General features: G+C 70.3%; 18 protein-coding genes. 10 read left to right on the plus strand and 8 right to left on the minus strand.

Translation table 11 applies throughout. The features are described 5' to 3' along the window. Positions 1 to 38: 38 nt before the first annotated feature. The 3 genes from ACIBJH_RS04835 (at position 39) to ACIBJH_RS04845 (ending at position 2,512) form a co-directional block, all read left to right on the plus strand. Positions 39 to 1,568 carry a CehA/McbA family metallohydrolase gene (locus ACIBJH_RS04835; protein WP_399115382.1) on the plus strand — a complete coding sequence of 510 codons (1,530 nt, stop codon included), beginning with the start codon at positions 39 to 41 and terminating at the stop codon, positions 1,566 to 1,568. Between the two features lie 93 nt (positions 1,569 to 1,661). Further along, entirely contained in the window at positions 1,662 to 2,054 is a 393-nt protein-coding gene (locus ACIBJH_RS04840) for a nitroreductase/quinone reductase family protein (RefSeq protein WP_399115383.1), read from the plus strand. A gap of 20 nt (positions 2,055 to 2,074) precedes the next feature. Further along, positions 2,075 to 2,512 (plus strand): SMI1/KNR4 family protein, encoded by a 438-nt coding sequence (locus ACIBJH_RS04845; protein WP_399115384.1) that lies wholly within the window; start codon positions 2,075 to 2,077, stop codon positions 2,510 to 2,512. A 15-nt stretch (positions 2,513 to 2,527) separates the two neighbouring features. On the opposite strand, the gene ACIBJH_RS04850 is transcribed toward ACIBJH_RS04845, so the two are convergent. The 4 genes from ACIBJH_RS04850 to ACIBJH_RS04865 all read right to left on the minus strand — a co-directional run bounded on the left by ACIBJH_RS04850 (position 2,528) and on the right by ACIBJH_RS04865 (position 7,796). Then, entirely contained in the window at positions 2,528 to 3,991 is a 1,464-nt protein-coding gene (locus ACIBJH_RS04850; protein WP_399115385.1) for an aldehyde dehydrogenase family protein, read from the minus strand. Beyond that, complete coding sequence (locus tag ACIBJH_RS04855) at positions 3,988 to 5,709, minus strand: amidohydrolase family protein (RefSeq protein ID WP_399115386.1); 1,722 nt, start codon at positions 5,707 to 5,709, stop codon at positions 3,988 to 3,990. The genes ACIBJH_RS04850 and ACIBJH_RS04855 overlap by 4 nt, the downstream gene beginning before the upstream one ends. A gap of 87 nt (positions 5,710 to 5,796) precedes the next feature. Next, a complete protein-coding gene (locus ACIBJH_RS04860) occupies positions 5,797 to 6,915 on the minus strand; it encodes an LLM class flavin-dependent oxidoreductase (RefSeq protein ID WP_399115387.1) in 1,119 nt (372 codons plus the stop codon). Positions 6,916 to 7,025: 110 nt separating this feature from the next. Continuing rightward, a complete protein-coding gene (locus ACIBJH_RS04865) occupies positions 7,026 to 7,796 on the minus strand; it encodes an SDR family NAD(P)-dependent oxidoreductase (RefSeq protein ID WP_399115388.1) in 771 nt (256 codons plus the stop codon). Positions 7,797 to 7,956: 160 nt separating this feature from the next. Here ACIBJH_RS04865 and ACIBJH_RS04870 point away from each other — a divergent pair, with 160 nt between their 5' ends. Together ACIBJH_RS04870 and ACIBJH_RS04875 are read left to right on the plus strand one after the other, a co-directional pair. Next, complete coding sequence (locus ACIBJH_RS04870; RefSeq protein ID WP_399115389.1) at positions 7,957 to 8,682, plus strand: hypothetical protein; 726 nt, start codon at positions 7,957 to 7,959, stop codon at positions 8,680 to 8,682. Positions 8,683 to 8,743: 61 nt separating this feature from the next. Further along, positions 8,744 to 9,538 carry a hypothetical protein gene (locus tag ACIBJH_RS04875; RefSeq protein ID WP_399115390.1) on the plus strand — a complete coding sequence of 265 codons (795 nt, stop codon included), beginning with the start codon at positions 8,744 to 8,746 and terminating at the stop codon, positions 9,536 to 9,538. 31 nt (positions 9,539 to 9,569) lie between these two features. On the opposite strand, the gene ACIBJH_RS04880 is transcribed toward ACIBJH_RS04875, so the two are convergent. From ACIBJH_RS04880 to ACIBJH_RS04890, 3 genes are all read right to left on the minus strand, one after another. Next, positions 9,570 to 10,220, minus strand: a complete 651-nt coding sequence (locus ACIBJH_RS04880; RefSeq protein ID WP_399115391.1) for a LuxR C-terminal-related transcriptional regulator — start codon at positions 10,218 to 10,220, stop codon at positions 9,570 to 9,572. 102 nt (positions 10,221 to 10,322) lie between these two features. Beyond that, entirely contained in the window at positions 10,323 to 11,246 is a 924-nt protein-coding gene (locus ACIBJH_RS04885) for an LLM class F420-dependent oxidoreductase (RefSeq protein WP_399115392.1), read from the minus strand. Continuing rightward, complete coding sequence (locus ACIBJH_RS04890) at positions 11,243 to 12,499, minus strand: amidohydrolase family protein (RefSeq protein ID WP_399115393.1); 1,257 nt, start codon at positions 12,497 to 12,499, stop codon at positions 11,243 to 11,245. The genes ACIBJH_RS04885 and ACIBJH_RS04890 overlap by 4 nt, the downstream gene beginning before the upstream one ends. Before the next feature lie 210 nt (positions 12,500 to 12,709). Here ACIBJH_RS04890 and ACIBJH_RS04895 point away from each other — a divergent pair, with 210 nt between their 5' ends. Together ACIBJH_RS04895 and ACIBJH_RS04900 are read left to right on the plus strand one after the other, a co-directional pair. After that, on the plus strand, positions 12,710 to 15,664 hold the full coding sequence (locus tag ACIBJH_RS04895; protein ID WP_399115394.1) for a BTAD domain-containing putative transcriptional regulator: 2,955 nt from the start codon (positions 12,710 to 12,712) through the stop codon (positions 15,662 to 15,664). Positions 15,665 to 15,893: 229 nt separating this feature from the next. Continuing rightward, positions 15,894 to 16,091 carry a hypothetical protein gene (locus ACIBJH_RS04900; RefSeq protein ID WP_399115395.1) on the plus strand — a complete coding sequence of 66 codons (198 nt, stop codon included), beginning with the start codon at positions 15,894 to 15,896 and terminating at the stop codon, positions 16,089 to 16,091. A 226-nt stretch (positions 16,092 to 16,317) separates the two neighbouring features. Here the strand turns inward: ACIBJH_RS04900 and ACIBJH_RS04905 are convergent, their stop codons facing one another. Continuing rightward, entirely contained in the window at positions 16,318 to 17,898 is a 1,581-nt protein-coding gene (locus ACIBJH_RS04905) for a FadD3 family acyl-CoA ligase (RefSeq protein WP_399115396.1), read from the minus strand. A 113-nt stretch (positions 17,899 to 18,011) separates the two neighbouring features. Here ACIBJH_RS04905 and ACIBJH_RS04910 point away from each other — a divergent pair, with 113 nt between their 5' ends. From ACIBJH_RS04910 to ACIBJH_RS04920, 3 genes are read left to right on the plus strand one after another with little or no spacing between them, the layout of a single operon-like run. Continuing rightward, positions 18,012 to 19,160, plus strand: a complete 1,149-nt coding sequence (locus tag ACIBJH_RS04910; RefSeq protein WP_399115608.1) for a lipid-transfer protein — start codon at positions 18,012 to 18,014, stop codon at positions 19,158 to 19,160. Between the two features lie 5 nt (positions 19,161 to 19,165). Continuing rightward, entirely contained in the window at positions 19,166 to 19,582 is a 417-nt protein-coding gene (locus ACIBJH_RS04915; protein ID WP_399115397.1) for a Zn-ribbon domain-containing OB-fold protein, read from the plus strand. Continuing rightward, positions 19,579 to 20,349 (plus strand): enoyl-CoA hydratase/isomerase family protein, encoded by a 771-nt coding sequence (locus ACIBJH_RS04920; protein ID WP_399115398.1) that lies wholly within the window; start codon positions 19,579 to 19,581, stop codon positions 20,347 to 20,349. Before ACIBJH_RS04915 ends, ACIBJH_RS04920 begins: the two co-directional genes overlap by 4 nt. The last annotated feature ends 8 nt before the right edge of the window (positions 20,350 to 20,357 follow it).

Consider the following 20,357-nt stretch of genomic DNA (forward strand, 5'->3'; position numbering starts at 1 on the left):
ACCGTCCCCGTCACTCACGACACCCCGGGAGCAGCAGCATGTGCGACGACGATCACGGAAACGGCCTCGACCGACGTGCACTGATCGTGACGGGCGCCACCGCCGCGCTTACGTTGGGAAGTGTGACCTTCGCAAGCGGCGCGACAACCCCTGCAAGCGGTGCCCAGGAGACGCGGACCGTCCGGGGCACCCTCCCGACCGGCTCGCCCGACTATGTGTACGTCCCCGTCGAGGTCCCGGCGGGGGTACGCGAGTTCAAGGTGGCGTACACCTACGACAGACCGTCCGTCCCGGCCGGCACCCAGGGCAACGCCCTCGACATCGGTGTCTTCGACCAGCACGGCACCGGACTCGGCGGCCGGGGTTTCCGGGGCTGGTCGGGCGGGGCGCGCACGGAGTTCTTCCTCCGCGCCGACGACGCGACGCCCGGCTACCTCCCCGGCCCGGTGGACGCCGGCACCTGGCACATCGCGCTGGGCCCCTACACGGTGTCCCCGCAGGGACTGTCGTACGAGCTCACGATCACGCTCACCTACGGCGAACCGGGCGCCGCCCCGCGGCCGGTGTATCCGCCGGAGCGGGCGAAGGGCCGGGGCCGGGCCTGGTACCGGGGTGACTGCCATCTGCACTCCTGGTACTCGGACGGGCGCCGCACCCCCGCGGAGATCGCGGCGCTGGCGCGGGCGGCGGGCCTGGACTTCATCAACACGTCCGAGCACAACACGCACTCCTCGCACCCCCATTGGGCCTCGGAGGCGGGCGACGACCTGCTGATCATGCTGGGTGAGGAGGTCACGACCCGCAACGGTCATGTCGTCGCCCTCGGCACCGAACCCGGCACCTTCGTCGACTGGCGCTACCGGGCCCGCGACAACCGTTTCGGCCGGTTCGCCCGCGAGATCCGCCGGGCCGGCGGCCTGGTCGTCCCCGCGCATCCGCACGCCACCTGCATCGGCTGCGCCTGGAAGTTCGGCTTCGGCGAGGCGGACGCGGTCGAGGTGTGGAACGGTCCCTACACGCCCGACGACGAGGTGGCCCTCGCCTCCTGGGACGCGACGCTGGTGGCCTCGGTGCGGGAGAACCGGGAGTGGCTCCCGGCGATGGGCAACAGCGACGCCCACCGCGACCCGGACGCGGTCGGCCTGCCCCAAACCGTCGTCCTGGCCGACGACTTGACGAGGGAGGCGATCCAGGACGGCATTCGGGCGGGGCGTTCCTATGTCGCCGAGTCGAAGAGCGTGTCGCTGGCCTTCACGGCGACGGGGCCGAAGGGCGAACACGCCGGTATCGGCGAACGGTTGGAGATCGCCCGGGACGCCGCCGTCACCGTCCGCCTGGAGGTGACCGGCGCCCCACGCTGCACCGTCCGCCTCGTGACCGACCAAGGCACGCTGCTCACCGGCGAAGCGCTGCCGGTCGGGGGCACGGGCACCGTGGAATGGCGGACGACTCCGGCCTACGCGGCCTACGTACGGGCCGAGTTGAGGCACGAGACGGCGGCCGGCCCGCTCCCCGGGGCGCTGGCCGCGTTCACGAATCCGATCTTCCTGGGCACCGCCGGACGATGACCCGAGGGCGGGCGCCGGGGGCCGTGAGAGGCTCCCCAGGAGCTGTACCGCCACCGGCCACCGCCACCCAGTCGACAGGAGAACCGGAAACCGATGCCGAGCACCCCCGAGTCCAAGTACCGCTCCGTCAGCCGCATCCAGCGCGCCCTGAACGCGGTCACCCGCCGCCTCCCCACCCAGACCGTCCTGGAGACCACCGGCCGCGTCTCCGGCCTGCCGCGCCGCACCCCGCTCGGCGGCCGTCGGGTCGGCGACACCTTCTGGCTGGTCTCGGAGTTCGGCGAACTCTCCCACTACGTCCGCAACATCAAGGCGAACCCGCAGGTCCGGGTACGGATCATGGGCCGCTGGCACACCGGCACGGCCCACCTCCTCCCCGACGACGACCCCCGCGCCCGCCTGCGCACCCTGCCGCGTTTCAACAGCGCGGCGGTGAAGGCGATGGGGTCGAACCTGCTGACGGTGCGGGTGGATCTGCGGGACTGAGCCCCGCCCACTCTGCACCCATGTGGAAAGAAGCGGCCCAACGAGCCTTCCCCGAGGCCAAGTTCGCCGACCCCGTCGATCGGCCGTCCCTCCGCGCGGCGGAGCGGAGGCTCGGGCGACGGATCCCCGACGCCCTCACGGATCTGCTCCAGGAGACGAACGGCATCAGCGGCCCCTACGCACTCGCCACCGTCTGGCCCCTGGAAAGGATCGTCGAGGACAACCTGTCCTTCTGGTCGGAACCGACCTTTGTCGACCTCTACATGCCGTTCGAACCGCTGCTCTTCTTCGGCGACAACGGCGGCGGCGACCAGTTCGCCTTCGTACGCGTTCCCGACGGGCGGCACGACGTCTTCGTGTGGGAGCACGAGGACGACAGTCGCCGGTGGGTGGCCCGCGATCTGCACGACTACCTGAACCGTTCCCTCTCGTCCGAAGGCGACGACTGGTATCAGTAGCCGGGAACCAGAAGTTCACCCCGGCCAGACGATCGCCTGTACCTCGCTGTACGCGTGCAGCGCGTACGAGCCGACGTCCCGGCCGACGCCGCTCTTCTTGAAGCCGCCGAACGGCGCCTCCATGTTGCGGCCCACCGTGTTGACGCCCACCCCGCCGGCCCGCAGCAGCCGTGCCACGCGGAACGCGCGGGCCACGTCCCCGGACCAGACGTAGTCGATGAGGCCGTAGTCGCTGTCGTTGGCGAGGGCGATCCCTTCCTCCTCGTCGTCGAAGGGGACGACCACGACGACCGGGCCGAAGATCTCCTCGCGGACCACTCTCATCTCGGGCCCGCAGTCGGCGAGGACGGTGGGGGCGACCAGGAACCCCGGCCCGCCGGAGGGCCGTTCACCGCCCGCGACGACCACCGCGCCTTCCTTGCGGCCGAGTTCGACGTACGACTCGACGCGCTCCCGGTGCGCCGCCGAGATCACCGGCCCGACCACCGTGTCCGGCGAGCGCGGATCCCCGACCTTCAACCGACCGGCATAGGCGGCCAGTTGGTCGACAACCCTGTCGTACACGCCCCGTTGGGCCAGCACCCGCGTCGGCGCCGTACAGATCTGCCCGCTGTAGAAGGAGAAGGTCGTACCGATCCCGGAGACGGCGGAGCCGAGGTCGGCGTCGTCGAAGACGACGGCCGCGCCCTTCCCGCCCAGCTCCATCAACTGCCGTTTCATACCGCGCCCGCACACCTCGGCGATGCGCTGCCCGACCGCCGTGGAGCCGGTGAAGCTGACCATGTCGACGTCCGGCGACTCCACGGCCGCCTCCCCGACCTCCACGGCACGCCCGTTGACGACGTTCACGACCCCGCGCGGCACCCCGGCCGCCTCCAGCGCCTCCGCCATCCGGTAGACGGACAGCGGGTCCTGCGGGGCCGGTTTCACGACGACCGTGTTGCCCATGGCGAGGGCGGGGGCGATCTTCCCGGCGGGGTTGGCCCAAGGGTTGTTGTACGACGTGATGCAGGTGACGACACCCACCGGCTGCCGTACCGCGAGCGCCCCCATGACGGCGGCCCGCCCGAACGGCCCGGCCTCGTTGACCTGCGGGGCGATCGCCCACTCGGTCGGTTCCACGGTCGCGTACCGCCGGAACCGGGCGGCGGCCACACCCACCTGCATGGCGCGCGCGGTCCCGGTCGTGGCGCCGGTCTCCGCCTGGGCGAGTTCGGCGTACGGCACCAGCCGGCCACGGACGAGGTCGGCCGCCCGCCCGAGGATCGCCGCGCGTTCCTCGGGCGGGGTACGCGACCACGCCCCGAACGCCTCCCGGGCGGCGGCAGCGGCGGCGAACACCTGCCCCCGCGAGGCCTCGGGCGCCCACCCCACGGTCTCCTCGGTCGCGGGATCGACCACGGCGTAATGCCCACCGTCCGGCTCGACCCACTCCCCGCCGACGAACAACCGCTGCCCGTCGGCGACTTGAGAACTCACCTGGTACTCACCGTCCTGGTGTCCCGCCCCGACCGCAGCACCCGCCCCGGCACGGACCCGCTCACCACGTCGTCGCGAATGGCCTCAACTCCGTTGACCCACACGGCCTGTATCCCGATCGCCTTCGAATCGAGCCGCGGACTGTCACCCGGCAGGTCGTGCACCAGGGTGGCCTTGCCGGCGTCGATCCGTTCCGGGTCGAAGAGCACCAGGTCCGCATGCCAGCCCTCCCGCACCTGCCCGCGCTCCCGCAGCCCGAACAGCCGCGCCGGATCGTCGGTCAGCATCTTCACGGCCTGTTCGAGCCCGACCAGCTTCCGCCCGCGCAGACAGTCCCCGATGAACCGGGTCGTGTACGGCGCCCCGCACATCCGGTCCAGATGCGCCCCCGCGTCGGACCCGCCGAGCAGCACGTCCTCGTGCTGCCAGGTCTCGGCACGCAGCGCCCAGGAGGCCGGGTCGTTGTCGGACGGCATCGGCCACAACACGGTCCGCAGCTCATCGGCCGCACAGATCTCGACCAGACACTCGAAGGGCTCCTGCCCCCGTTCCTCGGCGATGTCCTTGACCACCCGCCCGGTCAGCCCCTCATTGGCAACGCTGTACGTGTCCCCAATCACATACCGTCCGAAGTTCGCGAGCCGCCGGAAGACCCCGGCCTCCTTGCTGTTGGCGTTCCGCAGCATCTCGGCCCGTACGTCGGGCTCGCGCAGCCGGGCGATCCGCTCGGGCACGGGGAGGCCCAGGATCGGCCCCCACCCGGGTATCAGGTTCAGCGCGCAGAAGGTGCCCAGCGACATGTTCATGGGCGTGAGGATCGGCATGGTCAGCGCGACGACCCGCCCGCCGGCCTTCCGCGCCCGCTCACTGGCGAACAGCTGACGCGGGACCCGCTCGGGCACGGCGGCATCCACGGTGAGCACGTTCCAGTTCAGGGGCCGCCCGGCCACCGCACTCATCTCGACGAACAGATCGATCTCGGCGTCACTGAACTGATCCAGGCACCCGGCGACGATCGCCTCGATCTGCGTCCCCTCGTGCTCCCCCACGGCCCGCGAGAGGGCGAGCAGTTCCTCCGGCCGAGCGTGCCGGGAGGCCACCGGCCGCCCGTCCCCGTCCGAGTGGGTGGAGGACTGGGTGGTGGAGAACCCCCAGGCCCCGGCATCCATGGCGTCGTGCAACAGCCCGACGATCTCGGCGAGTTGTTCCGCACTGGGCTGCCCACCGACGGCATCCGCCCCCATCACATACCGCCGCAACGCACAATGCCCCACCATGAACCCGGCGTTGACCGCGATCCGCCCTTCGAGCGCGTCCAGATACTCCCCGAACCCACGCCAACTCCAGGGCGCCCCCTCCTCCAACGCGACCAGCGACATCCCCTCGACCTTGGACATCATCCGCCGCGTGTAGTCGGCGTCCTCCGCCTTCAGCGGCGCGAGCGTGAACCCACAGTTCCCGGCCGCGACGGTCGTCACCCCGTGATTGAGGGAGGGCGTCGCATACGGATCCCAGAACAGCTGCGCGTCGTAGTGGGTGTGCGGATCGACAAACCCGGGCGCGAGCACGAGCCCGGCGGCATCTTCGGTGGTACGGGATTCCTCGGTGACAGCACCGATGACGGCAATCCGACCGTCGCGGATACCGACGTCGGCAACGAATGCGGGCGAGCCGGTCCCGTCAACAACCGTCGCCCCTTTGATGACGTGATCGAGCACGAGGTTCAGCCTCCTCAACTCCGTGACTTTCAGGGGCGCGGGGAACTGCGCGACCAGCCACAGCGGACCCGCACCCCGCAACGGCGACTACGCGGCAGCCCGGAACCGGGAAGTCCGGTGAACAGGATCCGTATCGATCTTCGGAATCACGTGCTCCCCGATCAACCGAATCGTCTGCAACGTCTCCTCCTTCGGCACCCCCACCGGCAACCCGAAGCTCAACTGATCCGCCCCCGCCTGCTCCCACCGCTTGCACTGCGTGAGCACCTCGTCCGGATCCCCACAGATCAACAGCTCCTCCTCCACGAGGAGTTCGACGAACTCCGGCGTGTACTCGGGCAGAGTCTCCGGCCACACCGGGAACCCCTCGGGCCGAGGAAACGTGTCGTGGTACCGGAACACCAGCGAGGGCAGATAGTGCAGCCCACCACTGGTCGCGATCCGAATCGCCTCGTCATGCGTGGGCGCACAGATCGCGGTCGTCGTCACCATCACGTTGTCGTTGACGAACGCCCCCACCGGCTCGGCGTTCACGATCGCCGTCTTGTACTGCTCCAGCACCCACTCCATGTCGGAGACCTTCTGGATGCTGAACCCGAGGACACCGAGCCCCTTGCGCGCGGCCATGGCGTACGACGGAGGGGAGCCCGCCGCGTACCACATCGCCGGGTGCGCCTTCCCGTACGGCTTCGGCAGAACCTTCCGCGGCGGCAGCTGCCAGTGCTTGCCCTGGAAGCCGACGTACTCGTCCTGGAGCCACATCTTGGGGAACTCGGCGATGGTCTCTTCCCAGATCTCCTTGGTGTAGTTCATGTCGGTGACGCCCGGTATGAACCCGAGGATCTCGTGCGAGCCCGCACCCCGCCCGCTCCCGAACTCGAAGCGGTTGCCGGAGAGATGGTCGAGCATGGCGACCTTCTCGGCGACCTTCACCGGGTGGTTGACCTGGGCGAGGGGGTTGAAGATGCCCGACCCCAGGTGGATGCGTTCCGTCGCGTGGGCGAGGTAGCCGAGGTAGACGTCGTTCGCCGAGAGGTGCGAGTACTCCTCCAGGAAGTGGTGCTCGGACGCCCAGGCGTACTTGAAACCGGACTTGTCCGCCTGGATGACGTACTCGGTCTCCTCCATCAGCGCCTTGTGCTCGGCCAGCGGGTCCGTCTCGGCCCGCTTGCCCACGTATCCCTGTACAAAGAGCCCGAATTCCAAGGAGGTTCACCGTCCCAAGTCCAGGTGGTGCCTATGAGTGCTACGACTTTCTGACGTAGCGTCAGATTCGTCAATAGATGACGCCCCGTCAGATAACTCCGATACGGCCGTCAGATGACACTGACCCCCGCGAGCCAGCCCCCGTCGATCACGAACGGCTGCCCGGTGATGTACGACGAGTCGTCCGAGGTCAGAAACAGCGCGAGGCGGGCGACCTCCGCCGGCTTCCCGATCCGCCCGAGCGGCACGAGCTTGCGGTACAGCTCGTCCAGGGCCCGGGACATCCCCTCCACGTCGGCGTCCGGGTCGAGTTGGGCCGGGTTGGACATCGCGGTGTCGATGGCGCCGGGACACATCGCGTTGACCCGTATCCGCCGATCGGCCAGCTCCAGGGCCGCCACCCGCGTGAGCCCGAGGATCGCGTGCTTGGTAGCCGCGTACGTCCCCACGGCCGCCATCCCCGTGACCGCCGTGTACGACGCCGTGTTGACGATCGTGCCCCCGTCCTCCATAGCCGCCGCCACGGTCTTGATCCCGAGAAAGCACCCGACCTGATTCACCCGCACGACCTGCATGAACTCCTCAAGGGGCGTGTCCACAAGGGAGTTGAACCGCAGGATCCCCGCGTTGTTGACCAGCCCGTCGATCCGCCCGTACGTCTCCTTCACGGCCCCCACGGCGGCGCTCCAGTCCGCCTCCTCGCCGACATCGAGATGCACATAGGACGCGCCCAACTCCTTTGCCAGCGCCTCCCCTTGCTCATCCAGCACATCCGCCACGACGACCTTCGCACCCTCGGCCGCGAACAGCCGCGCCTCCTGCTCCCCCTGTCCGCGCGCCGCTCCGGTGACGATGACGACACGCCCGTCCAGCTTGCCCATGCGGGCCTCCTCGGGATCGGTGGATGCAGGTCATCGTAGCGCCGGATCTGACGAAGCGTCAGATGGAGTCCCGTGGATTGCACAAGCACACTTGAAGTGACCGTGGAGTAGGGATATTTGACCCTGGCCATACTTCTGCTTGACTCCAAGAATGCCGGGTATGGCAAAGCGGAGATTGCGCAACAGGAAAGTCAGGTACGTGGCGATCGGTGCGGCACTCGCGACCGGCGGCGCCATCGTCAGTCTTCTTCCGTCGGCGAACGCGGCCGACGCCAAGACGCCGGACCAGATCATCAAGATGTGCGAACAGTCCAGGAAGATCAATGGCGAGGAGCAGTCGCTGGACAGCAGTTTCGGCGACGGTTTTCTCTCCGACAACTGCGATTTCGTCGAGACGAACTTCGAGACCTTCGACGGGCCGACCGAAAAGGCGTCCATCGACTTCCCGAACTGCGAGCCCAACGCCACCGATCCGGCCAAGGTGTCCATCACCTGGTCGGCGACGGCGGCCCAGGGCCAGGGCAAGTACGTCTCCACCCAACAGGGCGCCGCGGGCGGCCTGTTCGGATTCCTCAGCGGGTCCTGGAGCAAGCACAAGGGCACCCTGGACATGACCGTGAAGTCGGCGACGGCCGGCGACACGGAGGCACGGGACGTGCCGGTCGGCAAGGTGCTGCACATGGAGTTCACGCCGAAGCTGCAGCGCATGACCGGCGAGTGGCGGGTGCGCATCGACGCCCAGGAGCAGACCACCACTCTGCCCGCCAGCCCGGAGCAGAACTTCGTGGCACCGGATGTCGTCGAGGGACCGGTGATCCTGCCGGGCGCCGCGGGTGCCCCCGGGGTCGTGGACGGCACCTCCAAGGCGGTCCTGGAGGACTGCTGAGCCACCGGCCGGCCCCCACGAACCCGCAGCTCAACTCCCTTATACCCCCCAGGAGATACCCATGTCCCGGACCGGCCGCAGCAGAAGCCACCGGAGCAAGAAGAAGCGCGTCACCCTGATGCTGGCCCCCGTGGCGGCGCTCGCGGTGATCGTCCCGCTGATGAACCAGGCGAACGCCGCCACCCCGTCCGAAGTGACCGCCGACTGCTCCGCGGACTCCGACAAGCTGGCCGACTGCCAGTTTGTCGACGTCCAGTTCAAGGCCAACAGCCTCGGACCCAACGAACGCGTCTCCCCGGTGACCGACAACTGCGGTTCCACCGGCACCGCGACGAAGACCTTCAACATCAGCACATCCGTGACCCGCACCCTCCAGGTCGAGGAGGGCACCGTCACCGAGGCCGGCACGAAACTCGGGAACTCGCTCTTCGAAGTCGGCCTGGAATTCAGCACGTCGACCATCAACATCACGCGCGACGACAAGACGACCACGCTGGCGTTCAGCCGGACGGACACCGTGCAGGCGGACAGCACCGCCTTCTTCATGTGGTCGGCCAAGCGCACCGATGTCAGTGGATTCCTGAAAGCCACGTACAAGGAGGCACAGGACGGCCAGACGGTGTTCTTCGCGCCCAGCGAGGGCGCGGCGACCGTGCACGTCTTCTATCCGCAGATCCTGAACAACGGAACGCCCGACGGACGCCTTTGGCTGCGGAACGTGAAATGCGGAACCGCGGCGGCGGACAGCGCGCTGAATTCGACCAAGGCCCTCCAGGACGAGGAACCCGGATTCGGTGAGGGCGGCGCCGGCGTCACCGACGTGGAAATTCCGCTGTCGGAGGTCCCGGCACCCTGATCCGGCGCTCCCGGACAGGTTGGGACGGTTCTCAGGTGCGAAGCACGGGCGTGGCTCCCAGCCAGCGCAGGACCGCGTCCGTGCCGCTCCTCGCGTCGAGCTTGGCGTAGATGTTGCTGAGGTTGTTGCGGACGGTCTTCTCGCTCAACGTCAGCCGCTGGCCGATCTGTTGGGCACCCAGGCCGGTCGACAGCAGTTCCATGATCTGCTGCTCGCGCGGGGAGAGCAGCGCGCGCAGCCGTCCCATCGCGTCGTCGGTCGCGGCCATCCGCCGGGCCCCCTCGCGCAGGGCGGCGGACGCTGACGGCGAGAGGTACGTGTGGCCGACGGCCGCCGCCATGGCCGCCCCCGACAGCATCTCGTCGCAGTAGTCACCCTCGACCAGATAGCCCGCCCCGCCCCGGAACACCTCGACCACCGTCTCGGTGTCCTGGCGTCCGCTGACGACGATCGCCGGAACTCCCCTGGCGTCGAGCGCGGCCAACAGCCCCGGGAAGGACACGGCCGGGTCCTCGCAGCGCAGCATCACGACGTCCGCCACGGTCTCCCGCAGTCCGTCGTACGGCGGGGCCACCCGCAGCACACGGCTGACGAACTGGTCGTCCGGGGCCGGCCAGCCGTCGTGCGGCCAGGTGCCCTCGGCGGAGGCCACGACGACGGAGAGCCGCTGGGAGGATCGCACTTCGGGGTCCTTCCGCCGGAGCCATGACGTCCGTACGTCTGTACATACGCGGCTCGGCGTGACCGTGTTCAAACAGGTTGTGATCAGCCGGACAAGCCGTGGTCAGAGCAGCGGCCCCACCTCGGTCCCGAACTCGCTTATCTGGTCGGTGAGTTCGGCGCGGTCGCGGCAGCGGAACCGGACCTGGATCCGGTCCACGCCCATCGCCCGGTAGGCGCGCAGCGATTCGGCGAGGGCTTCGGGCGTGCCGGTGAGCGTGCGACGGCCGACCTCCCACCCCGGGTCGCCGACGTACAGCGGTTCGGTGATGGCCCCGAACATGAACGGCCCCTGGAGGGCGGCCTCTTCGCGCAGTCGCCGGATCCGTTCGATCTGCGCGGGCAGCCGGTCGCGCGGGTCGCCCTGCGGCAGCCAGCCGTCGGCCTTGAGGGCGGCCCGGCGTACGGCGGCGGGTGAGGAGCCGCCGACCCAGAGGGGGATGTGTTCCTGCGCGGGCCTGGGCCGCTGCCCCAGCCCCTCGAAGTCGTACAACTTCCCGTGGTGCTCGGGGAATTCGTCCGGGCCGAGGGCGGCGCGCAGGGCGTCGATCGTCTCGTCGAGAACCGGCCCGCGGCGGTCGAAGTCGACGCCCAGCGCCTCGAACTCCTCCCGTACGTGCCCGGCGCCGACCCCGAGGAGCAGCCGGCCGCCGCTGAGGTGGTCGAGGGTGGCGTACTGCTTGGCGGTGATCAGCGGGTGGCGCAGCCCGACGACCGCGACATGGCTGAGCAGTCGGACCCGCTCGGTGACGCCCGCAAGGAAGGAGAGGGTGGCGACGGGGTCGTACCAGATGGTGCTCATCGCGGCGGCGAGGCGGCGCGGGACGCCGACGTGGTCGCAGCCCGCGATGTAGTCGAAGCCGGACCGGTCGGCGGCGCGGGCGATCTCGACGAGGTCGGCGGGGCCCGCGTCGGCCTCCCAGGGTTCGGCGTAGATGGTGCTCTGGGACTGGACGGGCAGCTGGATGCCGTAGGCGAGGCCGCTCATGCGGGCCCGCCCCACAGGCCGTCCGGCGTCAGGCCCAGCAACTCGATCGCGTTCCCGCGCACGATCCGCTCGACCACGTCCGGCGGCAGGTGCCCCATCTGTGCCTCGCCGACCTCGCGGGACTTGGGCCAGGTGGAGTCGGAGTGGGGGTAGTCGGTCTCGTAGAGCACATTCCCGACGCCGATGGCGTCCAGATTGCGGAGCCCGAAGGCGTCGTCGAAGAAGCAGCCGTAGACGTGCTCGGTGAAGAGTTCGGACGGCGGGCGGTGGACCTTGTCGGCTACGCCGCCCCAGGCGCGGTTCTCCTCCCAGACCACGTCGGCCCGCTCCAGGATGTAGGGGATCCAGCCGATCTGGCCCTCGGCGTACATGACCTTGAGGTCGGGGAAGCGTTCGAACTTGCCGCTCATCAGCCAATCCACCATGGAGTAGCAGCAGTTGGCGAAGGTGATGGTGGAGCCGACGGCGGGCGGGGCGTCGGCGGAGGTGGACGGCATACGGCTGCTGGAGCCGATGTGCATCGCGATGACCGTCCGTGTCTCCGCGCAGGCCGCCAGGAAGGGGTCCCAGTCGTCGGTGTGGATGGACGGGAGGCCGAGATGCGGGGGTATCTCGGAGAAGGCGACGGCGCGGACGCCGCGGGCCGCGTTGCGGCGGACCTCGGCGGCGGCCAACTCGGCGTCCCACAGCGGGATCAGGGGGAGCGGGATGAGGCGGCCCCGCGCCTGCGGGCCGCACCACTCCTCCACCATCCAGTCGTTGTAGGCGCGGACGCAGAGCAGCCCGAGTTCGCGGTCGGCGGCCTCGGTGAACGTCTGGCCGCAGAAGCGCGGGAAGGTGGGGAAACAGAGCGCGGACTGGACGTGGTTGACGTCCATGTCGGCGAGCCGGGACGGGACGTCGTAGGAGCCCGGACGCATCTGCTCGTAAGTGATGACTTCGAGCTTGATCTCGTCCCTGCTGTAGCCGACGGCGGTGTCGAGGCGGGTGAGCGGGCGGTGCAGATCCTCGTACACCCACCAGTCGCCGATCGGTCCGTCGTCGCCGGGTTCGCCCATGACGGGCTTGAACCGGCCGCCGAGGAACGTCATTTCCTTCAGCGGCGCGCGCACCACGCGCGGGCCGGTGTCCAGGTACTTCTTGGGCAGCCGCCGCTGCCAGACGTCGGCGGGCTCCACGGTGTGGTCGTCGACGGAGATGATCGGCGGAAGGGGTGTCCCGGGTGCGGCATGAGTGGTGGTCTGGGTGTCCATGGCGCTCACGGTAGCGCCGATCTGACGACCCGTCAGCTAGCTGGATCCGGGTTCGGGGTGCTCGGTTCTGTGCGGAACTGTGCGCGGGCCGTGTGAGAGCCTTGTGATATCCCGCGTGCCGACCTGTGAGCGCTGTCTCCGAGTGCTGACGCGACCGCCTCCGACAAGGCAAACTGTCGTAGTTATCAGGCATGCCTAGGGGGAACGGCGATGGACGGTGGACCGCGAGTACCGGAGCAGTGGCGCCCCGGCTCCGACTCGGACGAGTCGACGGCGCTGCGCTTCAGCGTGCTCGGTCCGGTACGTGCCTGGCGGGGCCCTGTTTCGCTGCCCATGGGCTCTCCTCAGCAACGCGCCCTGCTCGCCGCGCTGTTGCTGCGCGACGGCCGGACGGCGACCGCCGCCGAGCTGATCGACGCCCTGTGGGGCGACGACCCTCCGTCGCAGGCGCTGGCCGCGGTGCGTACGTACGCGTCCCGGCTGCGGAAGGCCCTGGACGCCGGGGTCCTGGTCAGCGAGTCGGGCGGGTACGCCGTACGGGGCCTGCCCGACGGCGCGCTGGACGCGGCGGTGGCGCAGGACCTGGCGATGGAGGCGGAGAAGGCGAAGTCGGCGGGCGACCTGTGCCACGCGCGGGATCTGCTGAGCCAGGTGCTGGCCCTGTGGGACGGGGAGCCGCTGGCCGGACTGCCGGGCCCGTACGCGGGAGCCCAGCGCGTCCGCCTGGAGGAGTGGCGGCTCCAACTCCTCGAATCGCGGCTGGACATGGACCTGGAGCAGGGCTGTCACGCGGAGGCGGTCAGCGAACTGACGGCGGTCACAGCGGCACACCCGCTCCGGGAACGGTTCCGTGAGCTGCTCATGCTCGCCCTGTACCGCTCCGGCCGCCAGGCCGAGGCCCTCGCCGTGTACGCCGACACCCGGCGCCTGCTCGCCGACGAACTGGGCGTGGACCCGCGCCCCGGCCTGCGTGAACTCCAGCAGCGCATCCTCCAGGCCGACCCCGCCCTCGCGGAACCGTCCGCACCCGCGCCGGAGAGCGCGCCGGCACCGGTCCGCCCCCACCAACTCCCGGCCACGGTCCCGGACTTCACCGGCCGCGCGGCCTTCGTATCGGAACTGAGCGAGGTCCTGGCGTCGGCCGAGGGCCGCGTCATGGCGGTGTCGGCGCTGGCCGGCATCGGTGGCGTGGGCAAGACGACCCTCGCCGTGCACGTGGCCCACCAGGCCCGATCCGCCTTCCCCGACGGCCAGTTGTACGTCGACCTCCAGGGCGCGCGCTCCCGCTCGGCGGAACCCGAGACCGTACTCGGCGCGTTCCTGCGGGCGTTGGGCACCGCGGACTCCGCGATACCGGACTCGCTGGAGGAGCGGTCGGCGCTGTACCGGTCCGTGCTCGACGGCCGTCGGGTGCTGGTGCTGCTGGACAACGCGCGGGACGCTGCCCAGGTGAGGCCGCTGCTCCCGGGTACGGAGGGCTGCGCGGCGCTGGTCACCTCACGCGTCCGGATGGTGGACCTGGCCGGGGCCCATCTCGTCGACCTCGACGTGATGTCCCCCGAGGAGGCCTTGCAGCTCTTCACGAAGATCGTGGGCACCGAACGCGTCGCCGCCGAACGGGAATCCGCCCTGGACGTGGTCGCCGCGTGCGGCTTCCTCCCGCTGGCGATCCGCATCGCGGCCTCCCGGCTCGCGGCCCGCCGCACCTGGACGGTCTCGGTCCTCGCGGCGAAACTCGCCGACGAACGGCGCCGGTTGGACGAACTCCAGGCCGGCGACCTCGCCGTGAAGGCCACCTTCGAGCTGGGCTACGGCCAGTTGGAGCCGGCCCAGGCACGCGCCTTCCGGCTGCTGGGCCTCGCGGACGGCCCCGACATCTCCCTCGCCGCGGCGGCGGCCGTACTGGACCTGTCCGTCGAGGAGACGGAGGACGTCCTGGAGTCCCTCGTCGACACGTCGCTGGTGGAGTCGGCGGCGCCCGGCCGCTACCGGTACCACGACCTGGTGCGGCTCTACGCGCGTGCGTGCGCGGAGCGGGACGAGTCACCGCCGAGCGAGCGGGGTGCGGCGATCTCCCGGCTGCTGGACTTCTACCTGGCCACGGCGGCCGGGGTCTACGGGATCGAACGGCCGGGAGACCGGCTGGTGGACCACCTGGAGCCGACCGCCGTCGAAGGCCTCACCTTCGCGAACCGCCAAGCGGCGTGGGACTGGCTCTACTCGGAGGCCGTACCGCTGCTCGCCTGCGTACGGCAGTCCACCGAGAAGGCCACCCTGCGCCGTGCGATCGACCTCCTGTGGGCGTCGGTCGACCTGGCCGAGTCGGGCGCCAACTCCAAGGAGTACGAAGCGGCCGCGGCGGCCCTGTGCGACGCCGCGCGGGCCGAGGGCGACGTCCGGGCGCAGGGCCGGGCCTCGGTCGTCCTGAGCAACGCGCGCCTCTTCTCCGGACTCTTCGACATGGCGTACCGGGAGGCGCAGGAGGCGTTCCGGCTCGCGGAGACCACCGACGACCTGCTGCCGTCCTGCTGGGCGGCGAACATCCTGGGAAGCATCGCCTTCTACCAGAACCGGCACCAGGACGCCGAGGACCACTTCGGCCGGGCCATCACGAAGTTCCGGCACTGCGGCGACATGGCGGGAGCGGCGGCCGGCCTCTGCAACCTGTCCCGCCTGCACCTCGCGACAGGCCGTGCCGAATCGGCGGTCGAGCTCGCCCGGCAGGGAACCGACATCTACGAGAACCTGGGCCACTCCCTGCGCGGAGCGAACGGGCACTACGCGCTCGGGATGGCCCTGGGCAAAACGGGCCAGCACGCCAACGCCACCGAACAGTTGGAGGAGGCCCTTCGGGTCTTCCGCTCCAGCCGCCAGCGCCTGTGGGAGGGGATGACGCTCTGCCGGCTCGCGGAGGTCGACCTCGACGCGTGCCAGCAGGCCAGCGCCGCGAGCAACGCCGAAATGGCACTCACCGTCCTGCGGGGAATCGGCGGCGAGTGGCGGCGGGCGCATGTGCTCACCGTGCTGGGCAAGGCGCTGAACGGCATCGGGCACTCCGGCAGGGCCCAGGTCTGCTGGCAGGAGGCCCTCGACATCTACGAGGGGCTGGACTCGCAGGAGGCCGCGCAGGTGCGCTCGCTCCTCACCCAGGTCGCGACTTCCTAGGGCTCACTCCGCACGAGCGGGGCGCGGGGCGGCGTTCATCGTTCGTTTATCGCCGCCAGGCAGTCTCTTCGTAGTCGATCCGTCGCGTCGGGGGGCAGGCGGACCGCCGGTGAAGTCGCCGGGCCCGGCATCTAGGGTGGGCGACCGAGTGCCCGTCCGGTCATCCTCGGGGGAGTGACCGGACGGGTCTCTCACAGTTCCGACTTGTTCCAACAGGGGAGGCACCACCATGAGCGACACCGAGAACGACACGGTCACGCCGGACAACACCCACGTCACCGACGAACCCGCCGGTGAGGAGATCACACCACTCAACACCCATGTGACCGGCAGCCCGATCAAGCCGCTGAACACTCACGTCACGGTGATCGCGGACGAGGACGAGGACGGCGGGACCGTCACCCCGGACAACACCCACGTGACGTGACATCCGGACCCGGCTAGACCTTCTCCCGGTACGGGGGGATCGGCCGCGGCGGCACCGAGGGGGAGCCGTCGCGGCCGATGCATGTCCGGGGACGTACAGCACGCCCCCGCCCGGCTGCCGTCCGGCGACGACTGCCGGCGCGGCGTCGATGGCAGTCGTCGCCGGACGGCAGCCCTTCGCTGTCCAGCACCAAGCAGTCGAGTGCCATTCCACGCGTCACGACGGGTCACGACCCCCGCAATTCCCCCTTCACCACCTTCCCGCTCGCGTTCCGAGGCAGCTCCCCCACGAACTCCACCACCCTCGGCACCTTGTAGTTCGCCATCTCGCGGCGGGCCCAGGCGATCAGGTCGTCGCCGGTCAGAGTCACCCCCGGTCGCCGGACCACGTACGCCTTCCCGACCTCGCCGAGCCGGGCGTCCGGTACGCCGATCACCGCCACGTCGGCCACATCGGGATGCAGACCCAGCTGCTGCTCTATCTCCGCCGGGTACGCGTTGAAGCCGCCGACGATGAACATGTCCTTGATCCGGTCGGTGATCCGCAGGTTGCCCGCCTCGTCCAGGACTCCCACGTCACCGGTGCGCAGCCAGCCGTCGGCGTCCAGGACCTCCGCCGTCGCCGCCGGGTCCTCGTAGTAGCCGCGCATCACGTTGAAGCCGCGGACCAGGACCTCGCCCGGGGAGCCGACGGGTGCCTCCACCCGGACCTCCGTGCCCGGGATCGCCCGCCCCGACGTCGACGCGATGACCGACGGGTCATCCCCGCGCCGGCACATGGTGACGATGCCGCTGGCCTCCGAGAGGCCGTACGCCGTCAGGACCGTGCCCACGCCCAGTTCGCCCCGCAGCCGCTCCACCAGCCGCAACGGCACCACCGCCGCGCCGGTCACCACCAGCCGCAGCGCGGACAGGTCGTGCGTGTCGCGGGCCGGATGGTCGAGGAGGGACTGGTGGAGGGTGGGCGGGCCGGGGAGGACGGAGACCCGTTCCGCGGCGATGTTCGCCAGCACCGTGTCCACGTTGAACACCGGCTGCGGGATCATCGTCGCGCCCCGCATCAGGCAGGCGATCACGCCCGCCTTGTAGCCGAAGGTGTGGAAGAGGGGGTTCACGATCAGATAGCGGTCGCCCTGCCGCAGCCCGGCCAGGTCGCTCCAGATCTCGTAGCCGCGGAGGGTCTGCGCGTGGGTGATCACCGCGCCCTTCGGGCGGCCCGTCGTGCCCGAGGTGAAGATGATGTCCGAGACCGTCGAGCCGTCCAACTCCCCTGCCCGCGCCCGCACTTCCGCCTCGCCCACCCCCTCCCCGCCCGCCAGGAAGTCCTTCCAGGTGCGGAAGTCGGCCGGTGCGTCGTCGGCGAGGACCACGACCTGCTCCAGCGCCGGGAGTCCGGGCAGCGGGCCGTCGCCCGCCCCCTCCCCCGCCGCCCGGCGCAGCGACGCCACGTACGACGTGCCCAGGAACGTCCCGGTCACGAACAGCAGCCGCGCCCCGCTGCCGCGCAGCACATACGCCGCCTCGGTCCCCTTGAAGCGCGTGTTCAGCGGCACCAGCACCGCGCCCGCCGACACCGCGCCGAGCGCCGAGACGATCCAGTCCAGCGAGTTGGGCGCCCAGATGCCGACCCGGTCGCCGACCTCGACTCCGGCGGCGAGACAGGCCGCCGCCGCGCGTTCCACCCGGGCGCCGAGTTCGGCGTAGGAGATACGCGCGCGGCCCTCGACCACCGCCTCGGCGTCCGCGTACCGCTCCGCGGCCGACCGGACCAGGCCCGGGATGCTGCCCCATTCCCTGTCTCCGCGCATGAACGGCCTCCCTGTACCCAGTAGCTGACTGTCCGTCAGATTAGCTGTAGCCTGACGCCCTGTCAGCTTTCCCGGTGTCACTCGGAGGTGCACGGAGAATGGCCGGACAGCGCATGGCCGGACTGAAGGACGCGACCGCGATCGTCGGCATCGGACAGACCTCCTTCGCCAGGCAACTCCCCGAGGATGAACGGACCTTGGCCTGTCGTGCCGTGCTCGCCGCGCTCGACGACGCGGGCATCGCGCCCGGCGAGGTCGACGCCCTCGCCTCCTACACGATGGAGGAGACCGACGAGGTCGAGCTGGCGAAGGCGGTCGGCTTCGGCGACCTGACCTTCTTCAGCAAGGTCGGGTACGGCGGCGGCGGTTCCTGCGCGACCGTCGCGCATCTCGCCACCGCCATCGCCGCCGGGCAGGCGACGGTGGGCGTGGCCTGGCGGTCGCGGAAGCGGGGCAGCGGGGCGAGACCCTGGACCAACACCGACCGCCAACTCCCCACCCCCGCCCAGTGGACCCGCCCTTTCGGACTCCTCCGGCCGGCGGACGAAATAGCCATGCTCACCCGCCGCTACATGTACGAGTACGGGGCGACCCGCGACCACCTGTTCAACGTCGCACTCGCCTGCCGCAACCGCGCCAACCAGAACCCGGCCGCGATCATGTACGACCGCCCGCTCACCCGCGAGATGTACATGACCTCCCGCTGGATCAGCGAACCCCTCTGCCTCTTCGACAACTGCCTTGAGACGGACGGGGCGTTGGCCTGCGTGGTCGTCTCGCGCGAGCGCGCCCGCGACTGCCGGCGCACCCCCGTCCACATCCACTCCGCCGCCCAGGGCCTCCCCGCCCAGCACCACGGCATGGTCAACTACTGGAACGACGACCCGCTCACCGGACCCGCCTGGACCGCCGCCCGACACCTGTGGAAACACGCCGACTTCACCCCGCAGGACGTCGATGTCGCCCAGATCTACGACGCGTTCACCGCCCTCGTCCCGCTCTCCCTGGAGGGCTACGGCTTCTGCGGGCGCGGCGAGGGCGGCGCCTTCACGGAAGGGGGTGCCCTCGAAATCGGCGGGCGGCTCCCCCTCAACACCAGTGGTGGCGGGCTCTCCGAGGCGTACGTCCACGGCTTCAACCTGATCAACGAGGGCGTACGGCAGTTGCGCGGCACCAGCACCGCCCAGGTCCCGGACGCCGCCACCTGCCTGGTGACGGCGGGCGAGGGCGTCCCCACCTCCGCACTCCTACTGAGGAGTTGACCGCCATGCTCTCCCCCGTGACCGACACCGACGGCGCCCCCTTCTGGGAGTACGCCCGCGCCGGCGAACTCCGCGTCCAGACCTGCGCCGCCTGCGCCGAACCCCGCTTCCCGCCCCGCCCCTGCTGCCCCCACTGCCAGTCCTTCGCGAGCGAGTGGCGGCAGGTGAGCGGGCGCGGGCGGGTGTGGTCGTACGTCTTCCCGCATCCGCCGCTGCTGCCCGGCTACGCCGCCGTCGCGCCGTACAACGTGATCGTCGTCGAGCTGGTCGACGTCCCGCGGATCCGGCTGGTCGGGAATCTGGTCAGCGGGCCGGGGGCCGCTCTCAACTCCCTTGCCCCTGAACGTGTTCGGATCGGGGCGCGGGTGCAGGTGGTGTTCGACGCGGACGGGCTTCCGCAGTGGGTTCTGGAGCGGTCATGACGCTTCGGATCGCCGCCGACAAGGACACCGGGGTCGCCGTCGTCACCCTCGACCGGCCGCGCAAGCTGAACGCAGTCGACCTCGCCACGGCCGCCGAACTGGCCGCCGTATGGCGGGAGTTCCGGTTCGACGACACCGTACGGGCCGTCGTCCTCACCGGGGCCGGGGAGCGGGCGTTCTGCACCGGCCTCGACCGGGACGCGGTCGTGCCGCAGCCCGACTCGCCCTACATGCAGGACGATCCGCTGCTGCGCATCGGGCCGAAGGCCAACGACCTGTGGAAGCCGGTGATCTCCGCCGTGGCCGGGATGGCCTGCGGCGGGGCCTTCTATCTGCTGGGCGAGAGCGAGTTCGTCGTCGCCGACCCGACCGCCGTGTTCTTCGACCCGCACACCACCTACGGCATGGTCAGCGCCTACGAGTCGGTGCTGATGGCGCACCGGATGCCGTACGGCGAGGTGGCGCGGATGATGCTCATGGGGACGGCCGAGCGGATCTCGGCGCGGCGCGCGTACGACATCGGGCTCGTGTCCGAACTCGCGCCGCCCGGTGGGGCGTTGGCGGCCGCCGTGGCCTGTGCGACCGTCATCGCCGGGTATCCGACCGAGGGTGTCCAGGGCACCGTACGGGCGCTGTGGGCGGCGAAGGAGGCGGCGCGGGCGCAGGCCTATGCGCAGGCGCCGCCGCTGATCGCCCTCGGCAATCTCCCGACCGAACGGCAGGCGGAGTTGTTCGCCGCCCGCGGGAACGGGTTCCGGGTGAGGTGAGGGCGGGA

The organism is Streptomyces sp. NPDC050548 (assembly GCF_044457385.1).
In the GTDB taxonomy this organism is placed as follows: Bacteria; Actinomycetota; Actinomycetes; order Streptomycetales; family Streptomycetaceae; genus Streptomyces.

Excerpts from the sequence above, each read along its gene's own strand:
- ACIBJH_RS04835 (WP_399115382.1), top strand. The coding sequence starts at position 39 with ATGTGCGACGACGATCACGGAAACGGCCTCGACCGACGTGCACTGATC.
- ACIBJH_RS04840 (WP_399115383.1), top strand. The coding sequence starts at position 1,662 with ATGCCGAGCACCCCCGAGTCCAAGTACCGCTCCGTCAGCCGCATCCAG.
- ACIBJH_RS04845 (WP_399115384.1), top strand. The coding sequence starts at position 2,075 with ATGTGGAAAGAAGCGGCCCAACGAGCCTTCCCCGAGGCCAAGTTCGCC.
- ACIBJH_RS04865 (WP_399115388.1), bottom strand. The coding sequence starts at position 7,796 with ATGGGCAAGCTGGACGGGCGTGTCGTCATCGTCACCGGAGCGGCGCGC.
- ACIBJH_RS04870 (WP_399115389.1), top strand. The coding sequence starts at position 7,957 with ATGGCAAAGCGGAGATTGCGCAACAGGAAAGTCAGGTACGTGGCGATC.
- ACIBJH_RS04875 (WP_399115390.1), top strand. The coding sequence starts at position 8,744 with ATGTCCCGGACCGGCCGCAGCAGAAGCCACCGGAGCAAGAAGAAGCGC.
- ACIBJH_RS04885 (WP_399115392.1), bottom strand. The coding sequence starts at position 11,246 with ATGAGCGGCCTCGCCTACGGCATCCAGCTGCCCGTCCAGTCCCAGAGC.
- ACIBJH_RS04890 (WP_399115393.1), bottom strand. The coding sequence starts at position 12,499 with ATGGACACCCAGACCACCACTCATGCCGCACCCGGGACACCCCTTCCG.
- ACIBJH_RS04895 (WP_399115394.1), top strand. The coding sequence starts at position 12,710 with ATGGACGGTGGACCGCGAGTACCGGAGCAGTGGCGCCCCGGCTCCGAC.
- ACIBJH_RS04900 (WP_399115395.1), top strand. The coding sequence starts at position 15,894 with ATGAGCGACACCGAGAACGACACGGTCACGCCGGACAACACCCACGTC.
- ACIBJH_RS04905 (WP_399115396.1), bottom strand. The coding sequence starts at position 17,898 with ATGCGCGGAGACAGGGAATGGGGCAGCATCCCGGGCCTGGTCCGGTCG.
- ACIBJH_RS04910 (WP_399115608.1), top strand. The coding sequence starts at position 18,012 with ATGGCCGGACTGAAGGACGCGACCGCGATCGTCGGCATCGGACAGACC.
- ACIBJH_RS04915 (WP_399115397.1), top strand. The coding sequence starts at position 19,166 with ATGCTCTCCCCCGTGACCGACACCGACGGCGCCCCCTTCTGGGAGTAC.
- ACIBJH_RS04920 (WP_399115398.1), top strand. The coding sequence starts at position 19,579 with ATGACGCTTCGGATCGCCGCCGACAAGGACACCGGGGTCGCCGTCGTC.